Here is a 23925-nt window from a genome sequence, read left to right on the forward strand (position 1 = left end):
TCACACAGGAGTATCCGCATGAAAACCGTGGGCGATAAACTCGAAGCATTCACCGTCGTAGCCGCGAAGCCGGGCTTCAACAATCACGAGGAAAACGGCCAGTCGGCGTTCGAGACCGTCACCGAAGCGTCGTTCCCGGGCAAGTGGAAGATCATCTACTTCTATCCGAAGGATTTCACGTTCGTGTGCCCGACGGAAATCGTCGAGTTCGCGAAGCTCGCGAAGCAATTCGAAGAGCGCGACGCCGTCCTGCTCGGCGGCAGCTCGGACAACGAATTCGTGAAGCTCGCATGGCGCCGTGAGCACAAGGATCTCGACAAGCTGAACCACTACTCGTTCGGCGACGTGAAGGGCGAGCTGATCGACCAGCTCGGCGTGCGCGACAAGGAAGCCGGCGTGGCGCTGCGCGCGACGTTCATCGTCGATCCGGACAACACGATCCAGCACGTTTCGGTGAACAACCTGAACGTCGGCCGTAGCCCGGAAGAAGTCCTGCGCATTCTGGACGGCCTGCAAACGGACGAACTGTGCCCGTGCAACCGTGCAGTCGGCGGCGCAACGCTGTAAGCGCATCGATGCACGAAGCCCGCGGCGCACGTCCTGCCTGCGGGCTTTTTTAACGGCCAACCCATAGGAGATATCAATGGAATTCATCGATTCGATTAAGGCACGCATCCCCGACTACGCGAAGGACATTCGCCTGAACCTCGACGGCACGATTTCGCGCTCGTCGCTCGAAGGCACCGATGCAGTCGGCGTCGCGCTGGCGGCGGCGGTCGCGGCGAAGAGCACCGTGCTCGTGAAGACGATCCGCGAAGCCGGCGTGCTGTCGCCCGAAGAGACGAACGCCGTGCTGACGGCAGCCGCGCTGATGGGGATGAACAATACCTGGTATCCGTATGTCGAGATGGCCGACGACGCCGACCTGAAGACCCAGCGTGCCGAACTGCGGATGGGCGCGTATGCGTCGCACGGCGGCGTCGACAAGCGCAGGTTCGAAATGTATGCGCTTGCCGCATCGATCGTCGGCAAGTGCCACTTCTGCGTGAAGTCGCACTATGCGCTGCTGAAGAACGAGCAGGGCATGACGACGACGCAGTTGCGCGACGTCGGCCGCATCGCGTCGGTGATCAACGCCGCCGCGCAAGTGATCGCCGCCGAAGGCGAATAAGCCGTCGCGCACGCGGCAGCGCGCCGCTCCCCGGCGCAAAACAAAAATGCCACGCAAGCGCGTGGCATTTTTTCATTCCGGCGGCGCAACCGGCGCGCCGCTTCGGATCGCCTTCAGCCGCTCACGCCCTGCTTCACCAGCAGCGCGGCGGCCTGCGCCTCGATGCCCTCGCCGCGACCGAGATAGCCGAGCTTCTCGTTGGTCTTCGCCTTCACGTTCACGCGCTCGAGCGGCAGCCCGAGATCGGCCGCGATGTTCGCACGCATTCCGTCGATGTGCGGCGCGAGCTTCGGCGCCTGCGCGATCACCGTGCTGTCGACGTTCTGGATCGTGAAGCCGGCCGCCCTCACGCGAGCAACGCACTCGCGCAACAGCACGCGGCTGTCCGCGCCCTTGAACGCCGCGTCGGTGTCGGAGAAATGGCGGCCGATGTCGCCCAGCGCCGCCGCACCGAACAGCGCGTCGGTGATCGCGTGCAGCAGCACGTCCGCGTCCGAGTGACCGAGCAGGCCGCGCTCGTACGGAATCGTCACGCCGCCGATGATGAGGGGGCGCCCCGGGACGAGCTGATGCACGTCGTAGCCTTGTCCGATTCTGAAATCCATGCGTATTCCGGTTGAGATGAGGTGAAAGTCAGGAAGCGTTCGCTGAGCGCGCGAGGATCGCTTCCGCGAGCGCGAAATCTTCCGGGTACGTGACCTTGAAGTTGCGCAGGCTGCCCTGCACGACGCGCGGCGTATGGCCGGCCCATTCGATCGCGCTGGCCTCGTCGGTCAGGTCGTGCCCTTCGCGCTGCGCGCGCAGGATCGCATCGCGCAGCATGCCGATGCGGAACATCTGCGGCGTCTGCGCCTGCCACAGTGCGTCGCGCGACTCGGTGCGCGCGATCGCGTCGCCGCCGGCCGGCACGCGCTTGAGCGTATCGGCCACCGGCAGCGCGACGATCCCGCCGACCGGGTCGTCCTTCAGCGTCGCGACCAGCGTGCGGATCAGCTCCGGCGTGATGCCCGGGCGGGCAGCGTCGTGCACCAGCACCCAGTCCTGGTCGGTCGCGCCGAATTCGGCCAGCTCGAGCAGCCCGTTGAGCACCGACGCCTGCCGCGAGCCGCCGCCGCAGCGGCGCACCGCGAAACGCAGGCCCGCGAAGCGGCGCGCGTCGAAATGCGTGTCGTCGGGCGCGAGGACGACGAGCGTCTGCGCGAATTCGCTGCATGCGTCGAACGCGGCGAGCGTGTAATGCAGGAGCGCGCGGCCGGCCAGCGTGCGGTATTGCTTCGGCACGGCCGAACCGGAACGGCTGCCCGTGCCGGCGCAGGGAATCAGGGCGAAAAGTCGGGGAGTCACGAAGGGGAAACGCCGGAAAGATGAAATCGAGAAGCGGATTTTATAATAGGTCTTTCGTCTCGACCGGCGCACCGCGATGCGCCCGTGCCCGCCACCCCTGCCGTCCCTATGCCAGACAACGCTTCTACCCCGTTCGCCTCGCCCGTCGCCCGCGTCAAACCGGGCCAGCGGTTCGCCTTCGACGGCGCGCATGGCTCCGCCGACGCGCTCGTCATCGCCCGCTATCTCGCCGACAACCGCGACGCGGTCCCGCTCCTCGCGGTGATCTGCGCGAACGCGGTCGACGCGCAGCGGCTGTCGCAGGAACTCCGCTACTTCTCGCCCGATGCGCGCGTGCGTCTGCTGCCGGACTGGGAAACGCTGCCGTACGACACGTTCTCGCCGCACCAGGATCTCGTCTCCGAGCGCCTCGCGACGCTGCACGACCTCGGCGAGGGGCGCTGCGACATCCTGCTGGTGCCCGCGACCACGGCGCTGTACCGGATGCCGCCCGCGTCGTTCATGGCCGCGTACACGTTCGCGTTCGCGCAGGGCGAGCGGCTCGACGAAGCGAAGCTGAAGGCACAGCTCACGCTGGCCGGCTACGAGCACGTGAGCCAGGTCGTGCGCCCCGGCGAATACTGCGTGCGCGGCTCGCTGATCGACCTGTACCCGATGGGCTCGCCGCTGCCCTACCGGATCGATCTGTTCGACGACCAGGTCGACTCGATCCGTGCATTCGATCCCGATACGCAGCGCAGCCTCTATCCGGTGCGCGACGTGCGCCTGCTGCCCGGGCGCGAGTTTCCGTTCGACGAAGCCGCGCGCACGGCCTTCCGCAGCCGCTGGCGCGAAACCTTCGAAGGCGACCCGAGCCGCGCGCCGATCTACAAGGACATCGGCAACGGCGTGCCGTCGGCCGGCATCGAGTATTACCTGCCCCTCTTCTTCGACGAGACGGCCACGCTGTTCCACTACCTGCCGCAGGATGCGCATCTGGTGTTCGCCGGCGACCTCGAAGCGTCGATCCGCCGCTTCACGGCCGATACGAAGCAGCGTCACGCGTTCCTCGCGCACGATCGCGAGCGGCCGATCCTCGAGCCGCAGCGCCTGTTCCTGTCCGACGAGGATTTCTTCGCATTCGCGAAGCCGTTCGCGCGCGTCGTGCTGCCCGCGCAGCCGGCCGGCGGCTGGGCGACCGGCCTGCCCGAGCTCACCGTCGATCGCCATGCCGACGATCCGCTCGCCGCGCTGCGCACGTTCGTCGAATCGTCCGGCAAGCGCGTGCTGCTGACGGTCGAATCGGCAGGCCGCCGCGAAACGATCCTGCAACTGCTCGCCGAGCATCACCTGCGCCCCGCGTCGAACGACCACTTCGCAGGCTGGCTCGAAAGCGACGCGTCCTTCGCGCTCGGCGTCGCGCCGCTCGCGAGCGGTTTCGCGGTGCCGGGCGAAGGCTATGCGATCGTCACCGAAACCGAGCTGTACGGTGCGCTCGGCCGCCGCGCCGGGCGCCGCCGCCAGGAACAGGCGAGCAACGTCGACGCGATGGTGCGCGACCTGTCGGAGCTGAAGGTCGGCGATCCTGTCGTGCACGCGCAGCACGGCATCGGCCGCTACATGGGCCTCGTGTCGATGGATCTCGGCGAAGGCGAGACCGAGTTCCTGCATCTCGAATACGCGGGCGACAGCAAGCTCTACGTGCCGGTCGCGCAACTGCACGTGATCTCGCGTTACAGCGGCGCCGATCCCGACAGCGCGCCGCTGCACGCGCTCGGCTCCGGCCAGTGGGAGCGCGCGAAGCGCAAGGCCGCGCAGCAGATCCGCGACACGGCCGCCGAGCTGCTGAACCTGTATGCGCGCCGCGCGGCCCGCGAAGGCCATGCGTTCGCGCTGGAACCGCGCGACTACGTGAAGTTCGCGGAAAGCTTCGGCTTCGAGGAGACACCCGACCAGGCCGCGGCGATCGCGGCCGTGATCGGCGACATGACCAGCGGCAAGCCGATGGACCGCCTCGTGTGCGGCGACGTCGGCTTCGGCAAGACCGAGGTCGCGCTGCGCGCCGCGTTCATCGCGGTGATGGGCGGCAAGCAGGTCGCGCTGCTGTCGCCGACCACGCTGCTCGCCGAGCAGCACACGCAGACCTTCGCCGACCGTTTCGCGGACTGGCCGGTGCGCATCGTCGAGCTGTCGCGCTTCAAGACCGCGAAGGAAGTGAACGCGGCGATCGCGCAGATCAACGAAGGCAGCGTCGACATCGTGATCGGCACCCACAAGCTGCTGTCGTCGGACGTGCAGTTCAAGCGTCTGGGCCTCGTGATCATCGACGAGGAGCACCGCTTCGGCGTGCGTCAGAAGGAAGCGCTGAAGGCGCTGCGCGCGGAAGTCGACGTGCTGACGCTGACCGCAACGCCGATCCCGCGCACGCTCGGCATGGCGCTCGAAGGGCTGCGCGACTTCTCGGTGATCGCCACCGCGCCGCAAAAGCGGCTCGCGATCAAGACCTTCGTGCGGCGCGAGGAAGAAAGCGTGATCCGCGAGGCGATGCTGCGCGAACTGAAGCGCGGCGGCCAGGTGTACTTCCTGCACAACGAGGTCGAGACGATCGAGAACCGCAAGGCGATGCTCGAGGAGCTCGTGCCCGAAGCGCGCATCGTGATCGCGCACGGCCAGATGCACGAGCGCGAACTCGAACGCGTGATGCGCGATTTCGTCGCGCAGCGCGCCAACGTGCTGCTGTGCACGACCATCATCGAGACCGGCATCGACGTGCCGAGCGCGAACACGATCATCATGCATCGCGCGGACAAGTTCGGTCTCGCGCAGCTGCACCAGTTGCGCGGCCGCGTCGGCCGTTCGCACCACCAGGCGTATGCCTACCTGCTGGTCCACGACCCGCAGTCGCTGACCAAGCAGGCGCAACGCCGGCTCGAGGCGATCCAGCAGATGGAGGAACTCGGTTCGGGCTTCTATCTCGCGATGCACGACCTCGAGATCCGCGGCACCGGCGAGGTGCTCGGCGACAAGCAGTCGGGCGAGATCCACGAGATCGGCTTCCAGCTTTACACCGACATGCTGAACGACGCGGTGAAGGCGCTGAAGAACGGCAAGGAGCCCGACCTCACCGCCCCGCTCGCCGCGACGACGGAAATCAACCTGCATGCGCCCGCGATCCTGCCGGCCGATTACTGCGCGGACGTGCAGGAGCGGCTGTCGCTGTACAAGCGTCTCGCGAACTGCGAGCACGGCGACGCGATCGACGGCATCCAGGAAGAGCTGATCGACCGCTTCGGCAAGCTGCCGCCGCAGGCGCACGCGCTCGTCGAGACGCACCGGCTGCGGCTGGCCGCCAAGCCGCTCGGCATCGTCAAGATCGACGCGAGCGAGGCCGCGATCGGGCTGCAGTTCGAGCCGAACCCGCCGATCGATCCGATGCGGATCATCGAGATGGTGCAGAAACACCGGCACATCAAGCTCGCGGGCCAGGACAAGCTGCGCATCGAGACGCGCTCGCCCGACCTCGCGATCCGCGTGTCGACGATCAAGGAGACGCTGCGCGCACTCGCGCCGCGCGCCGACGCGGCGAGCGCGGCACGTTGACGACACGGCCGCGATGCTGCACCGCATCGCGGCCGACGAAGGCGGGCGAACGCGTTTTTGAGTATGATTTTCCCATTCATCAGACGGAGTTTTGCCATGTCCACTCTCGATGCGCCGGCGCGGGCCGCCGCCCCCCAAGGCGACGCTTCGCTCGTCAGCCTGCCCTGGATCAAGCGTCTGGTGTCGATGGACACGACGAGCCGCGTGCCGAACCTCGGCCTGATCGAAACGGTGCGCGACGCACTTGCCGAAAAGGGCATCACGTCGACGCTCACGCACGATCCGCGCGAAGGCTGGGCGAACCTGTTCGCGACCGTGCCCGCGCACGACGGCTCGACCGACGGCGGCATCGTGCTGTCGGGGCACACCGACGTCGTGCCGGTCGACGGCCAGCAGTGGGACAGCAACCCGTTCGCGCCGGAGCTGCGTGACGGCCGCCTCTACGGCCGCGGCACGTGCGACATGAAGGGCTTCATCGGCGCGGCGCTCGCACTGCTGCCCGAAATGCAGGCGACGAAGCTCGCGAAGCCGATCCATTTCGCGCTGTCCTATGACGAGGAAATCGGCTGCGCGGGCGCGCCGCTGCTGATCGCCGATCTCGTCAAGCGCGGCGTGAAGCCGTCCGGCTGCATCGTCGGCGAGCCGACCAGCATGCGGCCGATCATCGCGCACAAGGGCATCAACGCGTACCGCTGCTGCGTGCGCGGCCATGCGGCACACTCGTCGCTGACGCCGAAAGGCCTGAACGCGATCGAATACGCGGCGCGCCTCATCTGCCACATCCGCGACATCGCCGATCGCTTCCGCGCCGAAGGCCCGTTCGACGAGCTGTACGACGTACCGTTCACCACCGCGCAAACGAGCACGATCCAGGGCGGCAACGCGATCAACACGGTGCCGGCCGAATGCCGCTTCGACTTCGAGTTCCGCAACCTGCCGACGCTCGATCCCGAGCAGATCTTCACGCGCATCGAAGCGTATGCGCAGGAAACGCTGCTGCCGCAGATGCGTCGCGAGCATCCGAACGCGGCGATCGAATTCTCGAAGATCGCCGCCGCTCCCGGGCTCGACGCGACCGAACAGGCCGCGATCACGCAGCTCGTGCGCGCGCTCACGGCCGACCAGGACAAGCGCAAGGTCGCCTACGGCACCGAGGCCGGCCTGTTCGAACGCGCGGGCATCCCGAGCATCGTCTGCGGGCCCGGCAACATCGAACAGGCGCACAAGCCGAACGAATATGTCGAACTCGCGCAGCTCGCCGCCTGCGAGCAGTTCCTGCGCAAGTTCATCCGCAGCATGTCGGTCGACGCACACTGACTGCTCCCGCCACGCCGGCCTGCGTGTGCGGGCTGGCCCACCCCGCCACACGCCACGTCATGTCGACTGAACAACAGGGCACCGCCCATACGACGATCGACGGCGAGCCGATTCCGACGCTCGACGAAATCGCCGCCCAGCATTTCGCATTGTCGCCGTGGGTCGCGCGCACGCCTGTGTTCGAGCGCGCCGACCTGCCGTCCCTCGAGGGCACGCACGTCAACTTCAAGTTCGAACTGCTGCAGGTAAGCGGAAGCTTCAAGGCGCGCGGCGCGTTCACGCACCTGCTGGCCCTCGACGAAGCGCGCAAGAACGCCGGCGTCACGTGCGTATCGGCCGGCAATCATGCGGCTGCCGTCGCGTACGCGGCGATGCGCGTCGGCAGCAGCGCGAAGGTCGTGATGTTCCATACCGCGAGCCCGGCGCGCATCGCGCAGTGCAAGCAGTACCGCGCGGAAGTCGTGCTCGCCGGCAGCGCGTCGCAGGCATTCGACCTCGTGCGGCGGGTCGAGGCCGAGGAAGGCCGCTTCTTCATCCATCCGTTCAACGGCTATCACACGATTCTCGGCACCGCGACGCTCGGCTACGAATGGGCGACGCAGACGCCCGATCTGGACGCCGTGATCGTGCCGATCGGCGGCGGCGGACTCGCGGCCGGCATGGCGACGGCGCTGCGGCTCGCGAACCCGCGCGTGCACGTGTATGGCGTCGAACCGGAAGGCGCGGATGCGATGTGCCGCAGCTTCGCGGCGAATCACACGATCAAGATGAGCGCGATGCAGACCATCGCCGATTCGCTGATGGCGCCGCACACCGAGGAATACAGCTACCAGCTGTGCCGGCGCCACGTCGACCGCATCGTCACGGTGTCCGACGACGCGCTGCGCGCGGCGATGCTGTTCCTGTTCTCGCACCTGAAGCTGTCCGTCGAGCCGGCGTGCGCGGCAGCGCTCGCGGCGCTGCTCGGCCCGCTGCGCGAAACACTGCAGGGCAAACGGGTCGGCGTGCTGCTGTCGGGTACGAACACCGACCCCGCGACGCTCGGCATGCATCTCGCGCACGCAAAACTGCAGCGCTGAAGCCATGCACGGCGCTCAGGGTTATCCCCAGTTTATGTTGACAGCCCTGTTGATAACCCGCCGGACATACACGCAAGTGATTGAGCGCGCAGCGTTTTACGCGCGCGAAGCACGCCGGACGCGAAATAGGCAGATGCCGCCTTCGAACGCACGTCCCGCGACGTGGAAGCGTCGCGCGCATCACGCGATCGGCGCTGCCGCCATCGCCCTGCTCGCCGGTTGCGCGGCACCGCCCTCGCCCGTCATCGACACACCCGCCGCCTGCGTGCAGCCGGACGCGCACCGGATGCTGCAGGCCGACCTGCTGTTCGGGCGCGATATCGCCGGACGCGGCCCCGTCACCGATGCGGAACGCGCGGCATTCCTCGCCGACGTCGTCACGCCGCGCTTTCCGGACGGCCTCACGTACTGGGACACGCACGGCCAATGGCGCGACCGCGCCACCGGCCGGATCATCCGCGAAGCGAGTTTCGTGGTCCGCATCGTCGCCGACGATACGGCCGACACGCACGCTCGGCTTGCCGAGATCCGGCAAGCGTACCGCGAGCACTTCCGGCAGGAGTCCGTCGGCATCACGCTCGTGCCGGCCTGCGCGTCGTTCTGATTCGCCCCGATCGGCCGCGGCGCGGAGACACAAAAAAACGGGCGCCCGAAGGCGCCCGTCACGTGCGAGACATCCGCGTATCGGTTACTTGTTCTCGAACATGTCCATGATCTGCTGCTTCTCCTGCTGCGTGACGGGCGGCGGCGCGAGCCCCTCCGAGCCGGCCGAGCCGAGCGCGTCGTTCGCGCTGATTGCGTTCGCGGCCGGGTTGATGTCCACGCTCGCGACGAAGCCGTTGCCCGGCGTGCGATCGGCGTAGTAAAGCTCGCCGTCGATCGAGGTCAGCCCGTCAGGCATCGGCATCTGCTGCTCGGGCACACCGTTCAGCGCGGTGCGCATGTAGTTCACCCAGATAGGCAGCGCGAGCTGCGCGCCGAATTCGCGGCTGCCGAGGCTCTTCGGCTGGTCGAAGCCCATCCACGCAACCGCGACGAGCGACTGCTGGTAGCCGGCGAACCAGCCGTCCTTCGCATCGTTCGTCGTACCCGTCTTGCCCTGCAGGTCGCTTCGGCCAAGCGCGTTGGTGCCCGCGCCCGTGCCGGCCGTCGCGACCGTGTGCAGCAGGCTGTTCATCACGTATGCGTTGCGGCCTTCGATCGTGCGCGGCGCGGTGCCGCCGGCGATCACGGGCTGCGACTTCTGCAGCGGCTGGCCGCGCGCGTCGTCGACTTCGGCGATCAGGTACGGATCGACCTTGTAGCCGCCGTTCGCGAACACCGCATAGCCGGTCGCGAGCTGCAGCGGCGTGACGAGGCCGGCGCCCAGCGCCATCGGCAGGTACGGCGGCGTTTTCGCCGGATCGAAGCCGAAGCGCTGCGTCACGTACTCCTGCGCGTACTGCGTGCCGATCGACGCGAGGATCCGGATCGACACGAGGTTCTTCGAACGCTGCAGGCCCGTGCGCATCGACATCGGGCCGTCGGGCTGATCGTCGTCCTTCGGCTCCCACGCGGTGCCGCCCGGCACGCTCGGCGGGAAGTACAGCGGCGCATCGTTGATGATCGTCGCCGGCCCGAGCCCCTTGTCGAGCGACGCCGAATAGATGAACGGCTTGAACGACGAACCCGGCTGGCGCCACGCCTGCGTCACGTGGTTGAACTTGCTCTTGTTGAAGTCGAAGCCGCCGACGAGCGAGCGGATCGCACCGTCCTGCGGCGCGATCGCGACGAGCGCGCCTTCGACCTGCGGCAGTTGCACGACCTGCCAGCCCGTCTTGCCGTCCTTCAGCACGCGCACGATCGAGCCCGGCTTGATCCGCAGCGTCGCGTTCGCGCGCGGGCTCAGCGCGGCCGACACGAAGCGCAGACCGGCCGGCCCGATCGTCGTGGTCGCGCCGCCGACGAACTGCACCTCGACCGCGTTCGGCGACGCGGCCAGCACCACCGCCGACTGCAGGTCGCCGTTGTCCGGGTGATCGGCGAGCGCATCGTCGATCGCCTCGTCGCGATCGTCGCCGGCCGCCGGCAGGTTGATCGAGCCTTCCGGCCCGCGATAGCCGTGGCGGCGCTCGTAATCGAGAATGCCGCGACGCACGGCCTGGTACGCCGCTTCCTGGTCGGCCGCGTTGATCGTCGTCGTCACGGTCAGCCCGCGCGTATAGGTTTCGTCCTTGTACTGCTGATACATCATCTGCCGCACCATCTCGGCGACGTATTCGCCGTGCACCGCGTACTGGTTGCCCGGCGTGCGCACGTGGATCTCTTCCTTCACCGCCTGGTCGTACTGCGGCTGAGTGATGTAGCCGATCTCGAGCATGCGCTTCAGGATGTACTCCTGACGCACCTTCGCGCGTTTCGGATTGACGACCGGGTTGTACGCGGACGGCGCCTTCGGCAGCCCCGCGAGCATCGCCGCTTCCGCGAGCGTGATGTCCTTCAGGTCCTTGCCGAAATACACGCGTGCGGCAGCCGCGAAACCATACGAGCGCTGTCCCAGGTAGATCTGGTTCATGTACAGCTCGAGGATCTGGTCCTTCGTCAGCGCCTTTTCGATCTTGTACGCGAGCAGCATCTCGTAGATCTTGCGCGTATATGTCTTCTCGCTCGACAGGAAGAAGTTGCGTGCGACCTGCATCGTGATCGTGCTTGCGCCCTGGCGTGCACCGCCGTGCATCAGGTCGGCGACGCCCGCGCGCAGAATGCCGAGGAAGTCCACGCCGCCGTGCTCGTAGAAGCGGTAGTCCTCGATCGCGAGCACCGCCTTCTTCATCACGTCGGGAATGTCCTGGAAGCGCACGAGGCTGCGGCGCTCCTCGCCGAACTCGCCGATCAGCACATGATCGGCGGTAAACACACGCAGCGGCACCTTCGGCTGGTAGTTGGTCAGCGCGTCGAGCGACGGCAGTTGCGGCGCCATCACGACGAGTGCGTAGCCGACGATCAGCGCACCGACGATCGCGAGCGTCGCGAACAGGCCGACGAACCACAGCGCGACGCGCGAGCCGAACGAACGGCGATCGCCGCCGCCCCCGCCTCCGCGCCGCTGCGCGCGCCGGTCGTCGCCGCGGTCATCGTCATCGGGGTAATAGGCCCCCGACGGCGAACGGCGCAGCGTGTAGTGAGGTTCGTTCCGGTCGGAGGGAGAAGACGGTCGTTTGATAATTGGCATGTCGGAATGGCGGGCGGCGTGGCGCCCTCGGACGCATGCGGAAAATGCAAGCGGATGAGTCAGAGTGGGTGCATCGTGGCAACTGTCACGTCGACAGACCCCGCCGCGCGGTGATCCGTTCCCGCGACGTGACAGCGCATTTTAATGAAATCGACCGATCGGCTTCGCGATTTTTTGTAAAAATTCCCGCACAAGCGTGAATTGCGGAACGTATTGGCGCCATGCTGCGCCTATCATGGACTCGCAACCCGATGCGTGCCACGGCGTTTCTTTCAGATGCGAAAGGTTGAAATCCGCACACGCATGGCGCTTGAACTCGCGCACTTAAGCCGTATTTAAGGGGCCGGCGGTGTAATATCCGCGAGCTCACGCGGGTCGGAACGGATTCGCGACGGGCATTGCCGCCCACGCGGCACCTTTTAACCACGGAGGATTTCATGTCGCTTTTCGACTCTGTTTCGCGCACGATCAAAGGCCTGCTGAACGATGCGGCCGACTCGGTACAGGATCCGTCGCGCGACGCACGGCAGATCGTGCGGGAGCTCGACGACAGCATCGGCCGTGCCGAGAATTCGCTGATCGAGATCGAGGCACAGGTCGCGACCCAGCGCAGCAAGCGCGATGCGGCCGACGACAAGGTGAAGAAGTACGAGGACGGCGCGAAGCGTGCGCTGCAGGCCGGCGACGAAGCGCTCGCACGCGAGGCGCTCGCCGCGCAGTCGAACGCGGAAGCCGAGCGCGATGCGCTCGCGGCCGAACTGACGACGCTCGAGCCGTCGGTCGACAAGCTGAAGGGGCAGATCGCCGACATGCGTCAGCGCCGCAACGACCTGAACGCACGCTCGAACATCCTGCAGGCGAAGCAGGAAATCGCGCAGGCGAAGGACGTCGCGGCCAGCGCGCTGGGCGGCATCGGCGGCAAGAACCTGTCCGAGGACTTCCAGAAGCTCGAGGACAAGGTCGCGCTGCAGAACGCGCGCTCGGACGCCCGCCTCAATTCGGCCGACACGTCGAGCGGCAAGGCGCTCGACGACAAGCTCGCCGCGCTGAACAAGGGCCCGTCGGTCGAGGACCGCCTCGCCGCGCTGAAGAAGCAGCTCGACACGCCCGCGCAGTAACGGCAACCGCGCCGCGGCCCGCGGGGCTCGCGGCGCGCACCGATCGTCAGGAGACGGGCGCTCGCGCTCGGTTCGACCATGAAGAAATCTCTCGCCGCTCTCGGCCTCTCGCTGATGCTGCTGTCGTCCGCCGCGTTTGCGGTCCCGTCGCTGCAGCAGGTCGAGCAATCGATCGCACAGCGCAACTGGCAGCAAGCCGACACGCAGCTGTCGCAAGTCATCGACGCCCACCCGAACAACGCGCATGCGCGCTATCTGTACGCGCAGGTGCTGGACCGCGAAGGCCGTGCGTCCGACGCGCTCACGCAACTGCAGAAGGCGAAGTCGCTCGACCCGCAGTTGCGCTTCACCGACGCATCGCGTTTCGCGCAGACGGAATCGCGCATTCGCGCGGACGCGGCGCGCACAAGCGGCAATGCCCCTTCGGCCACGCAGGCCGGTTCGCTGCAGTCGTCGCTCGCGCCTGCCGCACCGGTCGCGAAACACGGCCCGTCGACCGGCATGTGGATCGGCCTCGGCCTGATCATCGCGATCGTCGCGCTGGTGCTGCGCTGGACGTTGCGGCGCGCGCGCTCGGCCGGCGACAGCCGCGCCGACGACGAACGCCGCACGCAGTTGAAACGCGCGACCGACGTGCTGAACGACATCCGTCCGCTGAAACTCGACGCGAAGCTGTCGACGGCGCCGGGCGCCGCCGCGCTCACCGGCGAACTCGAAGGCATCGAGACCGATGCACGCACGCTCGTCGAGGCGCTGTCGAACGGCAAGAACCCGGTACCGCCGTATCGCATCGACGAACTCGAACAGCGGCATGCGAGCGTGAAGGCGCGCGTCGAAGGCCGCCCCGATCCGAGCGCGCAACCCGCGGCGCCCGCGAACGGCAGTGGCTCGGTGTACGCGCAAGAAGCCGATCGCGTGACCGGCATGCAAGGCCAGCCGTATCAGCAGCAACCGTACCCGCAACAACCCTATCCGCCGCAACCGTATCCGCAACAACAGCCGCCCGTCGTGGTCCAGCAAGGCGGCGGCTTCGGCGGCGGAATGGGTGGCCTGTTGACCGGCGTGTTGCTCGGCGAGGCGATGTCCGGCGGGCGCGAACGCGTGGTCGAGCGCGACGTGATCGTCGACGACCAGCGCCGGCGCCATGAAAATAACGATCCGGGCTTCGACCTCGGCCGCGGCGACGACTCGAACTGGAGCGACGGCAACGGCGGTGGCGGCGTCGATCTCGGCAGCAACGACGACGGCTGGACCGACGACAACACCTGAGCACAGCACACGCGGGCGCGGGCGCATCGCATCGCGCCACGCCCGCCCCGTCACACCGCACTCCCTTTCAATTCCGCTCTCGCCGCCCCGTCCGCGATTTGTTAATCATTTCAAGATGGGCTACCGGCAATGGGGCACGTTCGCTATCATGCGGCAATCGGCGTGCCTCCGATCCCCTCCGACTCGCCAGACGCTTCGCAGCCCTGCGCGTCGCGGCACGCCTCCCCTCGCCCAACCAGGAGAAAGCCGCTCATGAGCATAATCAAGGAATTCAAGGAGTTCGCCGTCAAAGGCAACGTGATGGATCTCGCCGTCGGCGTGATCATCGGTGGCGCATTCTCGAAGATCGTCGACTCGGTCGTGAAAGACCTCATCATGCCGGTCATCGGCGTGCTGACGGGCGGTCTGGATTTCTCGAACAAGTTCGTTCTGCTCGGCACCATCCCTCCGTCGTTCAAGGGTAATCCCGATTCATTCAAGGACCTGCAGGCCGCGGGCGTCGCCGCATTCGGCTACGGCTCGTTCATCACCGTGGCGATCAATTTCGTGATCCTCGCGTTCATCATCTTCCTGATGGTGAAATTCATCAACAAGCTGCGCAAACCGGAAGAAGCCGCGCCGGCCGCGACGCCGGAAGACATCGTGCTGCTGCGCGAGATCCGCGATTCGCTCAAGCAACGCTGAGCACCACGCCGCGCAGCATCCGCCGGGCCCGCCAAGTGCGGGCCTTTTTCATGGGCGCGCGCCGCGCGTGGCCTGTCGCACTTTTTTGTGACGCGCGAATGCACGCGCGGGAAAAGCAGGTCTATGATGGAGACTAAACGACAGTACGGGCGCCAAGACGCTGGCTGTGTCGATCATCGTGGCAAGCGGGTCGACGGGAGACATTGATCGTCGTACCGCACGAGTGCAGCATTTTCGTGTGCTATAAAGGATCGACATGCGGCGTACATAGCCGGGAGTGGGTCGCATGAAAGTGCCGCATTTCTTGCAATTGTTTTTGAGGCGAGTGTTTATGTCCTTCCCGAAAAAACGTCGACGTGCGCAACAGGACGGCCAGGAGTCGTTCCTCGCGGTATTGCGCCACTCGAAACCGTTCGCGCAGCTCGACACCAAGATTGCCCGCGCCCGTGCACAGGACGAGCCCGTCCTCTATGCGCATGTGCTGCCAGGCCTCGACGTGCTCCTGTGCAGCGTGCGCGGCGCACAGCCGCCCTATCCGGCCATCGCCGAACTGCGCAAGCGCTGTATCGAATCGATTGCCAACGCACTCGAACAGCCGCTCGACGGCCTCGAGAACGGCGGGTACTGGTACGAGGCGAACGGTTTCGGCTTCCTCGTGTTCGCAAGCCGCGCCCGGGCGCGCATCCTGCCCGAATTTGGTGCAGGCACGAAGGCGAGCCTGCGCGGCGGCCTCGGACGCCAGAACGCCGGCGACACGACACCGCGCTCCCTCGGCTGAACCGACACCGACACGATGGGCCGCCTCCGGGCGGCCCATCGGCCATTCAGGCTTCCCGCTTCACCGTCGCCGCGCGCTCACTGCGCCGCCGCGCGCCCGTTGCCGGGCCGGACGATGTCGATGAACGCGGCGAAATCGGCACCGGCGAGCCCCTGCGCGGCGCCCAGCCGAAGCACCTGCTGCACCGTGGCCGATACGGGCATCACCGCGCCCGTATCGCGCGCGGCGTCGGCGATCGCGTCGACGTCCTTCTGGAACGTACTCAGCGCGCCGATCGGCGGATGGCCGCCTGACGTCATGCGCGGCACGAACGTCTGCAGCAGCACCGAATCGGCCCACCCGCCGGCCAGCGCATCGGCGAGCCGCGCGGCGTCGATGCCGCTCGCCTGCGCAAGACCGACCGCTTCCGCGATCGCGGTTACCGTCGCGGTAACGATCGCCTGGTTGCAGAGTTTCGCGGTCTGGCCCGAGCCCGCGTCGCCCATGTGCGTGATGCGCGACGCGTAGGTGTCGATCAGCGGCCGCACCGCGTCGAGGTCGGCCGCGCCGCCGCCCGCCATCACGGCGAGCGTGCCGGCCTGCGCGCCGGGCACGCCGCCGGACACCGGCGCGTCGATCCAGCCGACGCCGAGCGTGGCTGCGCGCGCCGCGTAGTCGCGCGTCGCGGCAGGCGGAATGCTCGAATGATCGACGATGCGCTTCAGGCGGCGCGCATTCGCATCGCCGGCCAGGAGCCCGTGCTCGCCGAACGCGACGTCGCCCACCGCACGGCCGTCAAGCACGCACACGAAGACCGTGTCGACACGCTCGGCCAGTTCGCGCGGCGTGTCGACCACCTGTGCACCGTCCTTTTCGAGCGCCTCTGCCTTGCCGCGCGTCCGGTTCCATACGCCGACCCGATGGCCCGCCGCCAGCAAATGCCGAATCATCGGCGCGCCCATCAATCCCGGTCCGCAAAATCCGACTTCCACGATGTTCCTCGTCTCCAATTGGGGTTGCACTTGCCGCCCATCATACCTATCACTCAAAGAAGCCGGACACGCGCGGTGCCGCCTCGGGCCCGCTGCTTGCGCCGGCCGCACACACCGACATCCCAGGGAGCGCATCATGAGCGACCACGTCTACAAGCTGATCGAACTGACCGGCTCGTCGCGGCAGTCGTGCGACGACGCCATCCGCAACGCAATCTCGAAAGCCGGCAAGACGCTGCACAACCTGCACTGGTTCCAGGTCACCGAAACGCGCGGCCACATCGAAGGCGACCAGGTCATCCACTGGCAGGTCACGCTGAAAGTCGGCATGCGTATCGACGACTGACGCACGCGCGTCACGCGCGGTGCCCGGGTCACCGGATGCGTGCAATGCGCATCCACGCGGCGCCGCGCCCACCCGCATCCCGCCCCGATCGGCCCCTTCGCGAGGCCCGGCCGGCGGGTGCGTGCGGGTATCCATCTCTTGACGCTGATTTTCGTTCATATTAAAAACCATATACCCACATCACCCCTCGATCAGCCCAGCCATATAAACCGGAGAAATCATGAGTCAGCAACGCGAGGCGATCGACACGTACCTTTTGCGCGTCTTGCACACCTTGTTGATGGAGCGCAGCGTCACGCGCGCGGCCGTCAAACTGAACCAGTCGCAACCGGCGATCAGCGCCGCGCTGCGGCGCCTGCGCGACATCACCGGCGATCCGCTGCTCGTGCGCGGCAAGTCCGGCATGGTCCCGACCGAATACGGATTGCGCCTGCTCGAGCCGGTGCAGAACGCACTGCGCGAAATCGAGCGCATCAAGTTCCAGCAGCACAATTTCGACCCGGCCACGTCGATCCGCTGCTACCGGATCGGCTGCCCCGACTACCTGAACGTGCTGTTCGTGCCGACCGTCGTCGAACGCTTCCGCCAGGCGGCACCGAACGCGACGCTCGAGTTCCATTCGCTCGGCCCCGCATTCGACTACGAGCTCGCGCTGGAAGACGGCAAGCTCGATATCGTCGTCGGCAACTGGCCCGAGCCGCCCGAGCAACTGCACCTGTCGAACCTGTTCGTCGACGAAATCGTCTGCCTGATGAGCAACACGCATCCGTTCGCGAAGCGCGGCGGGCTCACGCTCGACCAGTACCTGAACGCGCCGCATCTCGCGCCCACGCCGTACTCCGTCGGCCAGCGCGGCGCGATCGACGTGCATCTCGCGCGCGAACGGCTCAAGCGTCATGTGGTCGTCACGCTGCCGTACTTCAACCTCGCGCCGTACGTGCTGGTGAAGTCCGACCTGATCTTCACGACGACGCGCCTGTTCGCAGATCACTACGCGAAGTTCCTGCCGCTGTCGGTCGTGCCGGCGCCGCTCGACTTTCCGCCGATGCAGTACTACCAGCTGTGGCATGAACGCTGCCACTACTCCGACGAAGTGCGCTGGCTGCGCGGCCTCGTCGCTGAAGCAACCCGCACGCTGATCGAGCCGTAAGCGCGCACGACGCGCGCGCCGGTCATGCCGTTGCGGTGCGGGCCGGTGCGATGCGCGGCGTGCGGCGGCCCCGTCCGCCGCCGCGCGCCCGATCGGCAGCGCGCGGCGCGACCTTCACATCGACGCGTCAGCGCGACGCCTCCACGAGTGCCTGCGCCAGCGCGTTGTGGCGCTCGATGACCGGCGGCAGGTCGAGCGTCGCGAGCCGCCCTTCCCGCACCACCACCTTCCCGTTCACCACCGTGTACGCCGTCTGGGACGGCGCGCAGAACACGAGCGCCGCGACCGGATCGTGCAGCGCGCCCGCGAACAGCGGCTGGCGCAGGTCGAATGCGGCGAAATCCGCGGCCATGCCGGGCTTCAGCGCGCCGATGTCGTCGCGGTTCAGCACCCTCGCGCCGCCCAGCGTCGCAATCTCCAGTGCCTCGCGCGCGGTCATCGCGTCAGGCCCGAAACCCACCCGCTGCAGCAGCAGCGCCTGCCGCACTTCCGCGACCATCTGCGCGCCGTCGTTCGACGCGGAACCGTCGACGCCGAGCCCGACCGGCACACCCGCGAGACGCATCTTCTTCACGGGCGCGATGCCGGACGCGAGCCGCATGTTCGAACACGGACAGTGCGCGACGCCGGTGCCGGTGCGCGCGAACAGGCCGATGCCCGCATCGTCGAGCTGAACGCAGTGCGCGTGCCATACGTCGTGACCGACCCAGCCGAGATCCTCCGCGTATTCGGCAGGCGTCATCCCGAATTTCTCGCGGCTGTACGCGATGTCGTTGACGTTCTCGGCCAGGTGCGTATGCAGCGACACGCCGTAGTCGCGCGCCAGCACGGCCGCGTCGCGCATCAAGCCGCGGCTCACCGAGAACGGCGAGCACGGCGCGACGACCACCCGCAGCATCGCGTAGCGGCCTTCGTCGTGATAGGTCTCGATCAGGCGCTGCGCATCGCGCAGGATGTCGGGCTCGCGCTCGACGACGGAATCGGGCGGCAGCCCGCCGTCGCGCTGGCCGACGCTCATCGCGCCGCGGCTCGCGTGAAAGCGCATGCCGATTCGGTGCGCGGCGCCGATGCTGTCGTCGAGCCGGCTACCGTTCGGATAGATGTACAGATGGTCGCTCGACGTCGTGCAGCCCGACTGCAGCAGTTCGGCCATCGCGGTCAGCGTCGACACCTCGATCATCTCGGGCGTCAGGTGCGCCCAGATCCGGTACAGGTTCGTGAGCCAGCCGAACAGCTCGGCGTTCTGCGCGGCCGGCACCGCGCGCGTGAGGCTCTGGTACATGTGGTGATGCGTGTTCACGAGCCCCGGGATCACGAGGTGGCCGCGCAGGTCGAGCACTTCGTCCGCGGTATCGGGCAACTCGGCGCTCGGGCCGACCGCGACGATCCGGTTGTCTTCGATATAGAGTCCCGCATCGCGTAATTCGCGGCGCGTGTCGTCCATGGTCACGAGCACGTCGGCGTGCTTGACCAGCAGGGTTTTCGGGCGGGATGAGGATGGATGCGGCGCGCGTGCGCCGGCGTGCTGCTCGAGGTTCATGCGTTCTCCGCGTCGTCTGCCCCCGGGAGCCGCTCCCGGAGACCGTCACAAGGCCGTTCGAACGCTGATTCGCGGCACGCCCCGGTGCCTGCGTCCGTTCGAACGCGCTGGCCCGGTTACCCGGCGTGAATGCCGTCTTCGGGGTACGCGCGGACCCAGGCCCGACGCGCACGGCCGGAGCATCGCCCAAGTACGCGCAACGCACAATGCGCGATCCGGAATACCGCGCTTCACGGTTTCGATATGGTACGCCGCACGCGAGCCTGGCTAGCGCCGGAATCGCGGGCCGCCGGCCGCTCCCGGCGAGACGTCGACAGCGGTTCATGCGCGGCGCATTATCTTTGATATCGCGCCCGTATTTGCGCGGGGAACCTTTTTACAATGCCTGCACGGCGCTCGCTTCAATCTCGCCGACGGGTATGTAGCCACGTGACGTGGAGCCTCGATCCGCCGCACAGTCAATGGATCGAGTCGCCGCCGAACCTCGCATTCACACAAGGACAATTGCGAATGGGAAAGCTCACTACCCACGTACTCGATACGGCACACGGTCGCCCCGGCGCTGCCATCAAGGTGGACCTCTACGCGCTGGACGGCGAATCGCGCCGCGCGATCAAGACCGTGCTGACCAATAGCGACGGCCGCTGCGACGAACCGCTGCTCGAAGGTGCCGCACTCTCCGCCGGCGAATACGAACTCGTGTTCCATGCCGGCGACTACTTCGCGTCGCTCGGCGTGAAGGTGCCCGAACCCCGCTTCGTCGACCGCGTCGTGCTGCGCTTCGGCATTGCCGACACCGCATCGCACTACCACGTGCCGCTGCTCGTGTCGCCGTGGTCGTACAGCACCTATCGCGGCAGCTGACACACGCATCGGCGCCCGCATCAAAGACAACGATCTGAGTCTGGAGGAGTTTCATGGAAGGCTTCATCACCGACTGGCTGAACCTCGCGCTGCGATGGCTGCACGTCATCGTCGCCATCGCGTGGATCGGCGAGTCCTTCTATTTCGTCGCGCTGGACAACAGCCTCAAACCGCCGACCGACGCGAACCAGCGCAAGCGCGGCGTGTTCGGCGAACTGTGGCACGTCCACGGCGGCGGTTTCTACAACATGCAGAAGTACACGGTCGCTCCGCCGGAAATGCCGGATGACCTGCACTGGTCGAAATGGCCGTCCTACACGACGTGGCTGTCGGGCTTCTCGCTGTTCTTCGTGCTGTACTTGCTCGCACCGAACACGTATCTGATCGACAAGAGCGTGCTCGACATGGGCCCGGTGGTCGCCGTCGCATCCGCTCTCGGCTTCCTCGCGGCCGGCTGGATCGTCTACGACTCGCTGTGCCGCATCCTCGGCACCAACGATCGCGTGCTGGGCATCTGCGTCGGCATCTACGTCGTCATCGCCGCGTACCTCGCGTGCCACATCTTCTCCGGCCGCGCGGCATACCTGATCGTCGGCGCGATGCTCGCGACGATCATGTCGGCGAACGTGTTCTTCGTGATCATCCCGGGCCAGCGCAAGATGGTCGACAAGATGCTGAAGGGCGAGGAACCGAACCCGATCTACGGCAAGCGCGGCAAGCAGCGTTCGGTGCACAACACGTATTTCACGCTGCCGGTCGTGTTCGCGATGCTGTCGAACCATTATGCGATGACGTACACGAACAAGTTCAACTGGGTCGTGCTCGTGTTGATCATGCTGGCCGGCGCGCTGATCCGTCAGTTCTTCGTGATGCGTCACCGCGGCAAGCAGCTGTGGTACCTGCCGATCGGCGGCGTCGCACTGCTGTCGGGCGCACTGGTGTGGACGATGCCGAAGCCGGTCGCACCGGAAGCGCAAGCGGCGAACGCACCGAAGATCGTGGTCAACGACATCATGCCGATCCTGCAGCAGCGCTGCGTCGAGTGTCACTCGGCAAAGCCGACGCTGATGGGCAGCGCACCCGCCGGCGTGATGTTCGACACGCCGGACGAAGTGTCGAAGAACGCGCAGCGCATCTACGAACAGGCCGTGCGCCTGAAGGCGATGCCGATCGGCAACGTCACGCACATGACCGACGACGAGCGCGTGAAGCTCGCCGCCTGGTTCGAGGGTGGCGCGGTCAAGTAAGCCGCCGTGCGCCGGCGCCCGGATGCCGGCGCAATCCTCTCCGTTCGCGGGCCCGGAAACGGGCCCGTTTTTTTGCCCGTCCGGAACGCGTCCCCTGCTAGCTGCGCATCGCGTCGCGCTGCAGCGCGACGAGCACTTCGAGCGCGTGCGGGCCGTCGTCGAACGGCACGAAGATGTGATCGTGATACGCAGCAGCCATCACGTTGCAGCTGATACCCGCCGCGCCGAGGGCACTTGCGAATGCGGCCGTCAGGCCGACCGCCGCGAGGTCCGAATGAACGGTCAGCGTGATCCAGGCAGCGCGGAACAGCACGGGCCAGCCGCGACGTGCGGCCGTCGCCTCGTCGACCACGACCGTCATGCCTTCCGTTTCGCGGAACGTCGCAATCACTTCGGATAACGATATGTCGGCGTCGGCCGGCAGTGCAACGAAAGCGAACACATCGCGATGCAGTTCGGGCTGCATCGTGCGCAACAGGATCGCGAGGTCATTTTCAGGTTGGCTCATCGTGGTACGGCCGGGGAACCGGGCGTCATGCGGGGGCGATGCGGGCACGATAGCACGCGATCGACGTCTTCGACGTAGCGGTAACAGAATGCGCCAGTGCGTGCGCGGCAGACATAAAAAAACCCGCGCAGGTCGCGCGGGTTTCTTCGATGGAACGGTGCTGCCGAAATGCTGCTCAGGCCGTCACGGCATCCAGCGCATCCTCGGTGAGCCACAGCGATTCCGGCAGGTCCTGCTCATTCAGATTCAATCCGTCGCCGCCACGATCGACGACGATGAAATCGCTGACGCCGCCGAGCGCGATCAGCGGGTGATGCCACACGCCCTTCGCATAGTTCACGCCTTGCCACCCGCTCGTCACGAACGCGCGGATCTTCGACGGATCGAGATCGCCCGCCGGCGCGACGACGACCAGATACGGCTGGTCGTTCAGCGGCACGAACGCCTGGCTGCCGAGCGGATGGCGCTCGAGCATCTTCACCTCGAACGGCAGCGTGCGCGGCTGGCCGCGGAACAGATTCACGAGCGTGCGGCCGCCTTCGTCATTCACGTCGACTTTCGCGAGATCGTGAAAGCGGATCGTCGTGCCGAGGTTGATCGGAATCTGCTTCGCGCCGTCCGTTTCGATCACGTCGCCGAACGGCGCGAACGCGTCCTTGGTCAGCGGTTCGATTGCAAGCGTCTTCATTTGTCGAGCGTCCCCCACAGACGCAGGCGCGACACGCCGCCGTCCGGAATGATGTTCAGGCGCACGTGGGTCACCGGGCCCAGCGATGCAATCTCGTGTTCGAAGTAATGCTGCTTGTCCATCTGCAGCTTCTGTTCACCGAGCAGCGTCGGCCAGAACATCGACTGCGTGATCAGCGAGCTGTCGGTACCGCCCGACACATACGCGGCCTGGATCGAGCAGCGGTCCGGGTAATTGCCCTTGAAAAACGCGGTATCGACTTCGATCTTGCGGATGACGCCCGGCTGCGCGAGCGCAATGATCGCCCAGTCGTTGCCTGGTTCGCGGCGGCGGCGGGTTTCCCAGCCATCGCCCATGTTCACGCCGCGGCCCGGCAGCAGCAGGTTCGACGCGACGCCGAAATGCTGGTTGTTCGCGGCCACCACGTAGCCGCCGTTTTCCATCGCCGCGAGGTCGAACTGCTCGGTCGCGCTCGCGCCGGCCCAGTCCAGCTGCGGCTGGCCATACACGCGCAAGCGCGCGATGCCGCCGTCCGGGTAGATGTTCACGCGCAGGTGCGTGAACGCACGCGCGTCGCTCGCTTCGACGTAGTGATGGCTGTTGCCCTGCAGCGTCGTCGACGGCACGATCTCGACCCATTCGGTCGCATGCGTCGGCGCGCCGTCGGCCACGTACGCGGCCTCGACCGACGCGGCCGGCGGGAAGTTGCCGGTGAAGTGGCTGGTGTCGATGTCGAAGCCCTTGATCACGCCCGGCCGCGCGAGCTTGACGATGCACCAGTCGTAGCCCGTCGTGCGCTTGCGGCGCGTCTCCCAGCCGTCCATCCACTTGCCGTGGTCGTCGTACTTGCCGGGGATGAACACCGCCGGCTCGGGGTTCAGCATCCGGTCCTTCGGCGCGAAGAAATCGTCGCTGGCCTCGAGCGCCTGCGCACCGAGGCGAGGGTCGGCGAGATTCACGTAGCGCCGCGTGAAGTCGGGGGCGTCGGGATCGAGAAGCGGAACAGCCATGATGTTTCCTTGTTTCAATGATGCGATCGGCCGCCGCGACGCAGCAGGCCG

Annotated in this window: 22 protein-coding genes; 14 read left to right on the forward strand and 8 right to left on the reverse strand. The window is 66.8% G+C overall.

Going from position 1 to position 23925, the window contains the following annotated elements; genetic code table 11:
* Nucleotides 1-18 precede the first annotated feature (18 nt).
* Both WI26_RS09250 and WI26_RS09255 read left to right on the forward strand, forming a co-directional pair.
* On the forward strand, nt 19-567 hold the full coding sequence (locus tag WI26_RS09250; RefSeq protein ID WP_009691824.1) for a peroxiredoxin: 549 nt from the start codon (nt 19-21) through the stop codon (nt 565-567).
* 76 nt (nt 568-643) lie between these two features.
* Complete coding sequence (locus tag WI26_RS09255) at nt 644-1171, forward strand: carboxymuconolactone decarboxylase family protein (protein ID WP_044843722.1); 528 nt, start codon at nt 644-646, stop codon at nt 1169-1171.
* A gap of 113 nt (nt 1172-1284) precedes the next feature.
* Here the strand turns inward: WI26_RS09255 and ispF are convergent, their stop codons facing one another.
* The gene (ispF, locus tag WI26_RS09260) at nt 1285-1776 is read right to left on the reverse strand and encodes a 2-C-methyl-D-erythritol 2,4-cyclodiphosphate synthase (protein WP_059464307.1); all 492 of its coding nucleotides are present in this window, start codon (nt 1774-1776) and stop codon (nt 1285-1287) included.
* 28 nt (nt 1777-1804) lie between these two features.
* A complete protein-coding gene (ispD, locus tag WI26_RS09265; RefSeq protein ID WP_059464306.1) occupies nt 1805-2515 on the reverse strand; it encodes a 2-C-methyl-D-erythritol 4-phosphate cytidylyltransferase in 711 nt (236 codons plus the stop codon).
* 108 nt (nt 2516-2623) lie between these two features.
* Between ispD and mfd the strand changes: the two genes are divergently transcribed.
* From mfd to WI26_RS09285, 4 genes are all read left to right on the forward strand, one after another.
* Nucleotides 2624-6094, forward strand: coding sequence for a transcription-repair coupling factor (gene mfd / locus WI26_RS09270; protein WP_059511105.1), 3471 nt, complete (start codon nt 2624-2626; stop codon nt 6092-6094).
* Between the two features lie 96 nt (nt 6095-6190).
* The gene (argE, locus tag WI26_RS09275; protein WP_069225800.1) at nt 6191-7411 is read left to right on the forward strand and encodes an acetylornithine deacetylase; all 1221 of its coding nucleotides are present in this window, start codon (nt 6191-6193) and stop codon (nt 7409-7411) included.
* A gap of 59 nt (nt 7412-7470) precedes the next feature.
* Nucleotides 7471-8490 (forward strand): threonine/serine dehydratase, encoded by a 1020-nt coding sequence (locus tag WI26_RS09280; RefSeq protein ID WP_069225801.1) that lies wholly within the window; start codon nt 7471-7473, stop codon nt 8488-8490.
* A 133-nt stretch (nt 8491-8623) separates the two neighbouring features.
* On the forward strand, nt 8624-9094 hold the full coding sequence (locus WI26_RS09285; protein ID WP_069225802.1) for a DUF3574 domain-containing protein: 471 nt from the start codon (nt 8624-8626) through the stop codon (nt 9092-9094).
* Nucleotides 9095-9178: 84 nt separating this feature from the next.
* Here the strand turns inward: WI26_RS09285 and WI26_RS09290 are convergent, their stop codons facing one another.
* Nucleotides 9179-11701 carry a penicillin-binding protein 1A gene (locus tag WI26_RS09290; protein ID WP_059464301.1) on the reverse strand — a complete coding sequence of 841 codons (2523 nt, stop codon included), beginning with the start codon at nt 11699-11701 and terminating at the stop codon, nt 9179-9181.
* A 437-nt stretch (nt 11702-12138) separates the two neighbouring features.
* Between WI26_RS09290 and WI26_RS09295 the strand changes: the two genes are divergently transcribed.
* The 4 genes from WI26_RS09295 (at nt 12139) to WI26_RS09310 (ending at nt 15550) form a co-directional block, all read left to right on the forward strand.
* Nucleotides 12139-12819, forward strand: a complete 681-nt coding sequence (locus WI26_RS09295; protein WP_044843730.1) for a PspA/IM30 family protein — start codon at nt 12139-12141, stop codon at nt 12817-12819.
* A gap of 78 nt (nt 12820-12897) precedes the next feature.
* Nucleotides 12898-14088: a tetratricopeptide repeat protein gene (locus WI26_RS09300; protein ID WP_069225803.1), complete on the forward strand. Its 1191-nt coding sequence runs from the start codon at nt 12898-12900 to the stop codon at nt 14086-14088.
* Between the two features lie 252 nt (nt 14089-14340).
* Nucleotides 14341-14772, forward strand: coding sequence for a large conductance mechanosensitive channel protein MscL (mscL, locus tag WI26_RS09305; RefSeq protein ID WP_006752022.1), 432 nt, complete (start codon nt 14341-14343; stop codon nt 14770-14772).
* A gap of 331 nt (nt 14773-15103) precedes the next feature.
* Nucleotides 15104-15550, forward strand: a complete 447-nt coding sequence (locus WI26_RS09310) for a hypothetical protein (protein ID WP_027784713.1) — start codon at nt 15104-15106, stop codon at nt 15548-15550.
* Between the two features lie 77 nt (nt 15551-15627).
* Here WI26_RS09310 and WI26_RS09315 read toward each other — a convergent pair whose 3' ends face one another.
* The gene (locus WI26_RS09315) at nt 15628-16521 is read right to left on the reverse strand and encodes an NAD(P)-dependent oxidoreductase (RefSeq protein ID WP_069225804.1); all 894 of its coding nucleotides are present in this window, start codon (nt 16519-16521) and stop codon (nt 15628-15630) included.
* A gap of 136 nt (nt 16522-16657) precedes the next feature.
* On the opposite strand from WI26_RS09315, the gene WI26_RS09320 reads away from it, so the two are divergent.
* Both WI26_RS09320 and WI26_RS09325 read left to right on the forward strand, forming a co-directional pair.
* Entirely contained in the window at nt 16658-16867 is a 210-nt protein-coding gene (locus WI26_RS09320; RefSeq protein WP_006755984.1) for a dodecin, read from the forward strand.
* 220 nt (nt 16868-17087) lie between these two features.
* Nucleotides 17088-18017 carry a LysR substrate-binding domain-containing protein gene (locus tag WI26_RS09325; protein ID WP_006402708.1) on the forward strand — a complete coding sequence of 310 codons (930 nt, stop codon included), beginning with the start codon at nt 17088-17090 and terminating at the stop codon, nt 18015-18017.
* 127 nt (nt 18018-18144) lie between these two features.
* On the opposite strand, the gene WI26_RS09330 is transcribed toward WI26_RS09325, so the two are convergent.
* Nucleotides 18145-19557 carry an 8-oxoguanine deaminase gene (locus tag WI26_RS09330; protein ID WP_069225805.1) on the reverse strand — a complete coding sequence of 471 codons (1413 nt, stop codon included), beginning with the start codon at nt 19555-19557 and terminating at the stop codon, nt 18145-18147.
* 510 nt (nt 19558-20067) lie between these two features.
* Here WI26_RS09330 and uraH point away from each other — a divergent pair.
* Both uraH and WI26_RS09340 read left to right on the forward strand, forming a co-directional pair.
* Complete coding sequence (uraH, locus tag WI26_RS09335; protein WP_059464296.1) at nt 20068-20421, forward strand: hydroxyisourate hydrolase; 354 nt, start codon at nt 20068-20070, stop codon at nt 20419-20421.
* 53 nt (nt 20422-20474) lie between these two features.
* Nucleotides 20475-21668, forward strand: a complete 1194-nt coding sequence (locus tag WI26_RS09340) for a urate hydroxylase PuuD (protein WP_059464295.1) — start codon at nt 20475-20477, stop codon at nt 21666-21668.
* Nucleotides 21669-21765: 97 nt separating this feature from the next.
* On the opposite strand, the gene WI26_RS09345 is transcribed toward WI26_RS09340, so the two are convergent.
* From WI26_RS09345 to alc, 3 genes are all read right to left on the reverse strand, one after another.
* Entirely contained in the window at nt 21766-22176 is a 411-nt protein-coding gene (locus WI26_RS09345) for an ACT domain-containing protein (protein WP_069225806.1), read from the reverse strand.
* Between the two features lie 175 nt (nt 22177-22351).
* Nucleotides 22352-22864: an ureidoglycolate lyase gene (locus WI26_RS09350; RefSeq protein ID WP_059511098.1), complete on the reverse strand. Its 513-nt coding sequence runs from the start codon at nt 22862-22864 to the stop codon at nt 22352-22354.
* A complete protein-coding gene (gene alc, locus WI26_RS09355; protein ID WP_059464292.1) occupies nt 22861-23874 on the reverse strand; it encodes an allantoicase in 1014 nt (337 codons plus the stop codon). Before alc ends, WI26_RS09350 begins: the two co-directional genes overlap by 4 nt.
* Nucleotides 23875-23925: the final 51 nt, after the last annotated feature.

Source organism: Burkholderia diffusa, assembly GCF_001718315.1.
GTDB lineage: Bacteria > Pseudomonadota > Gammaproteobacteria > Burkholderiales > Burkholderiaceae > Burkholderia > Burkholderia diffusa_B.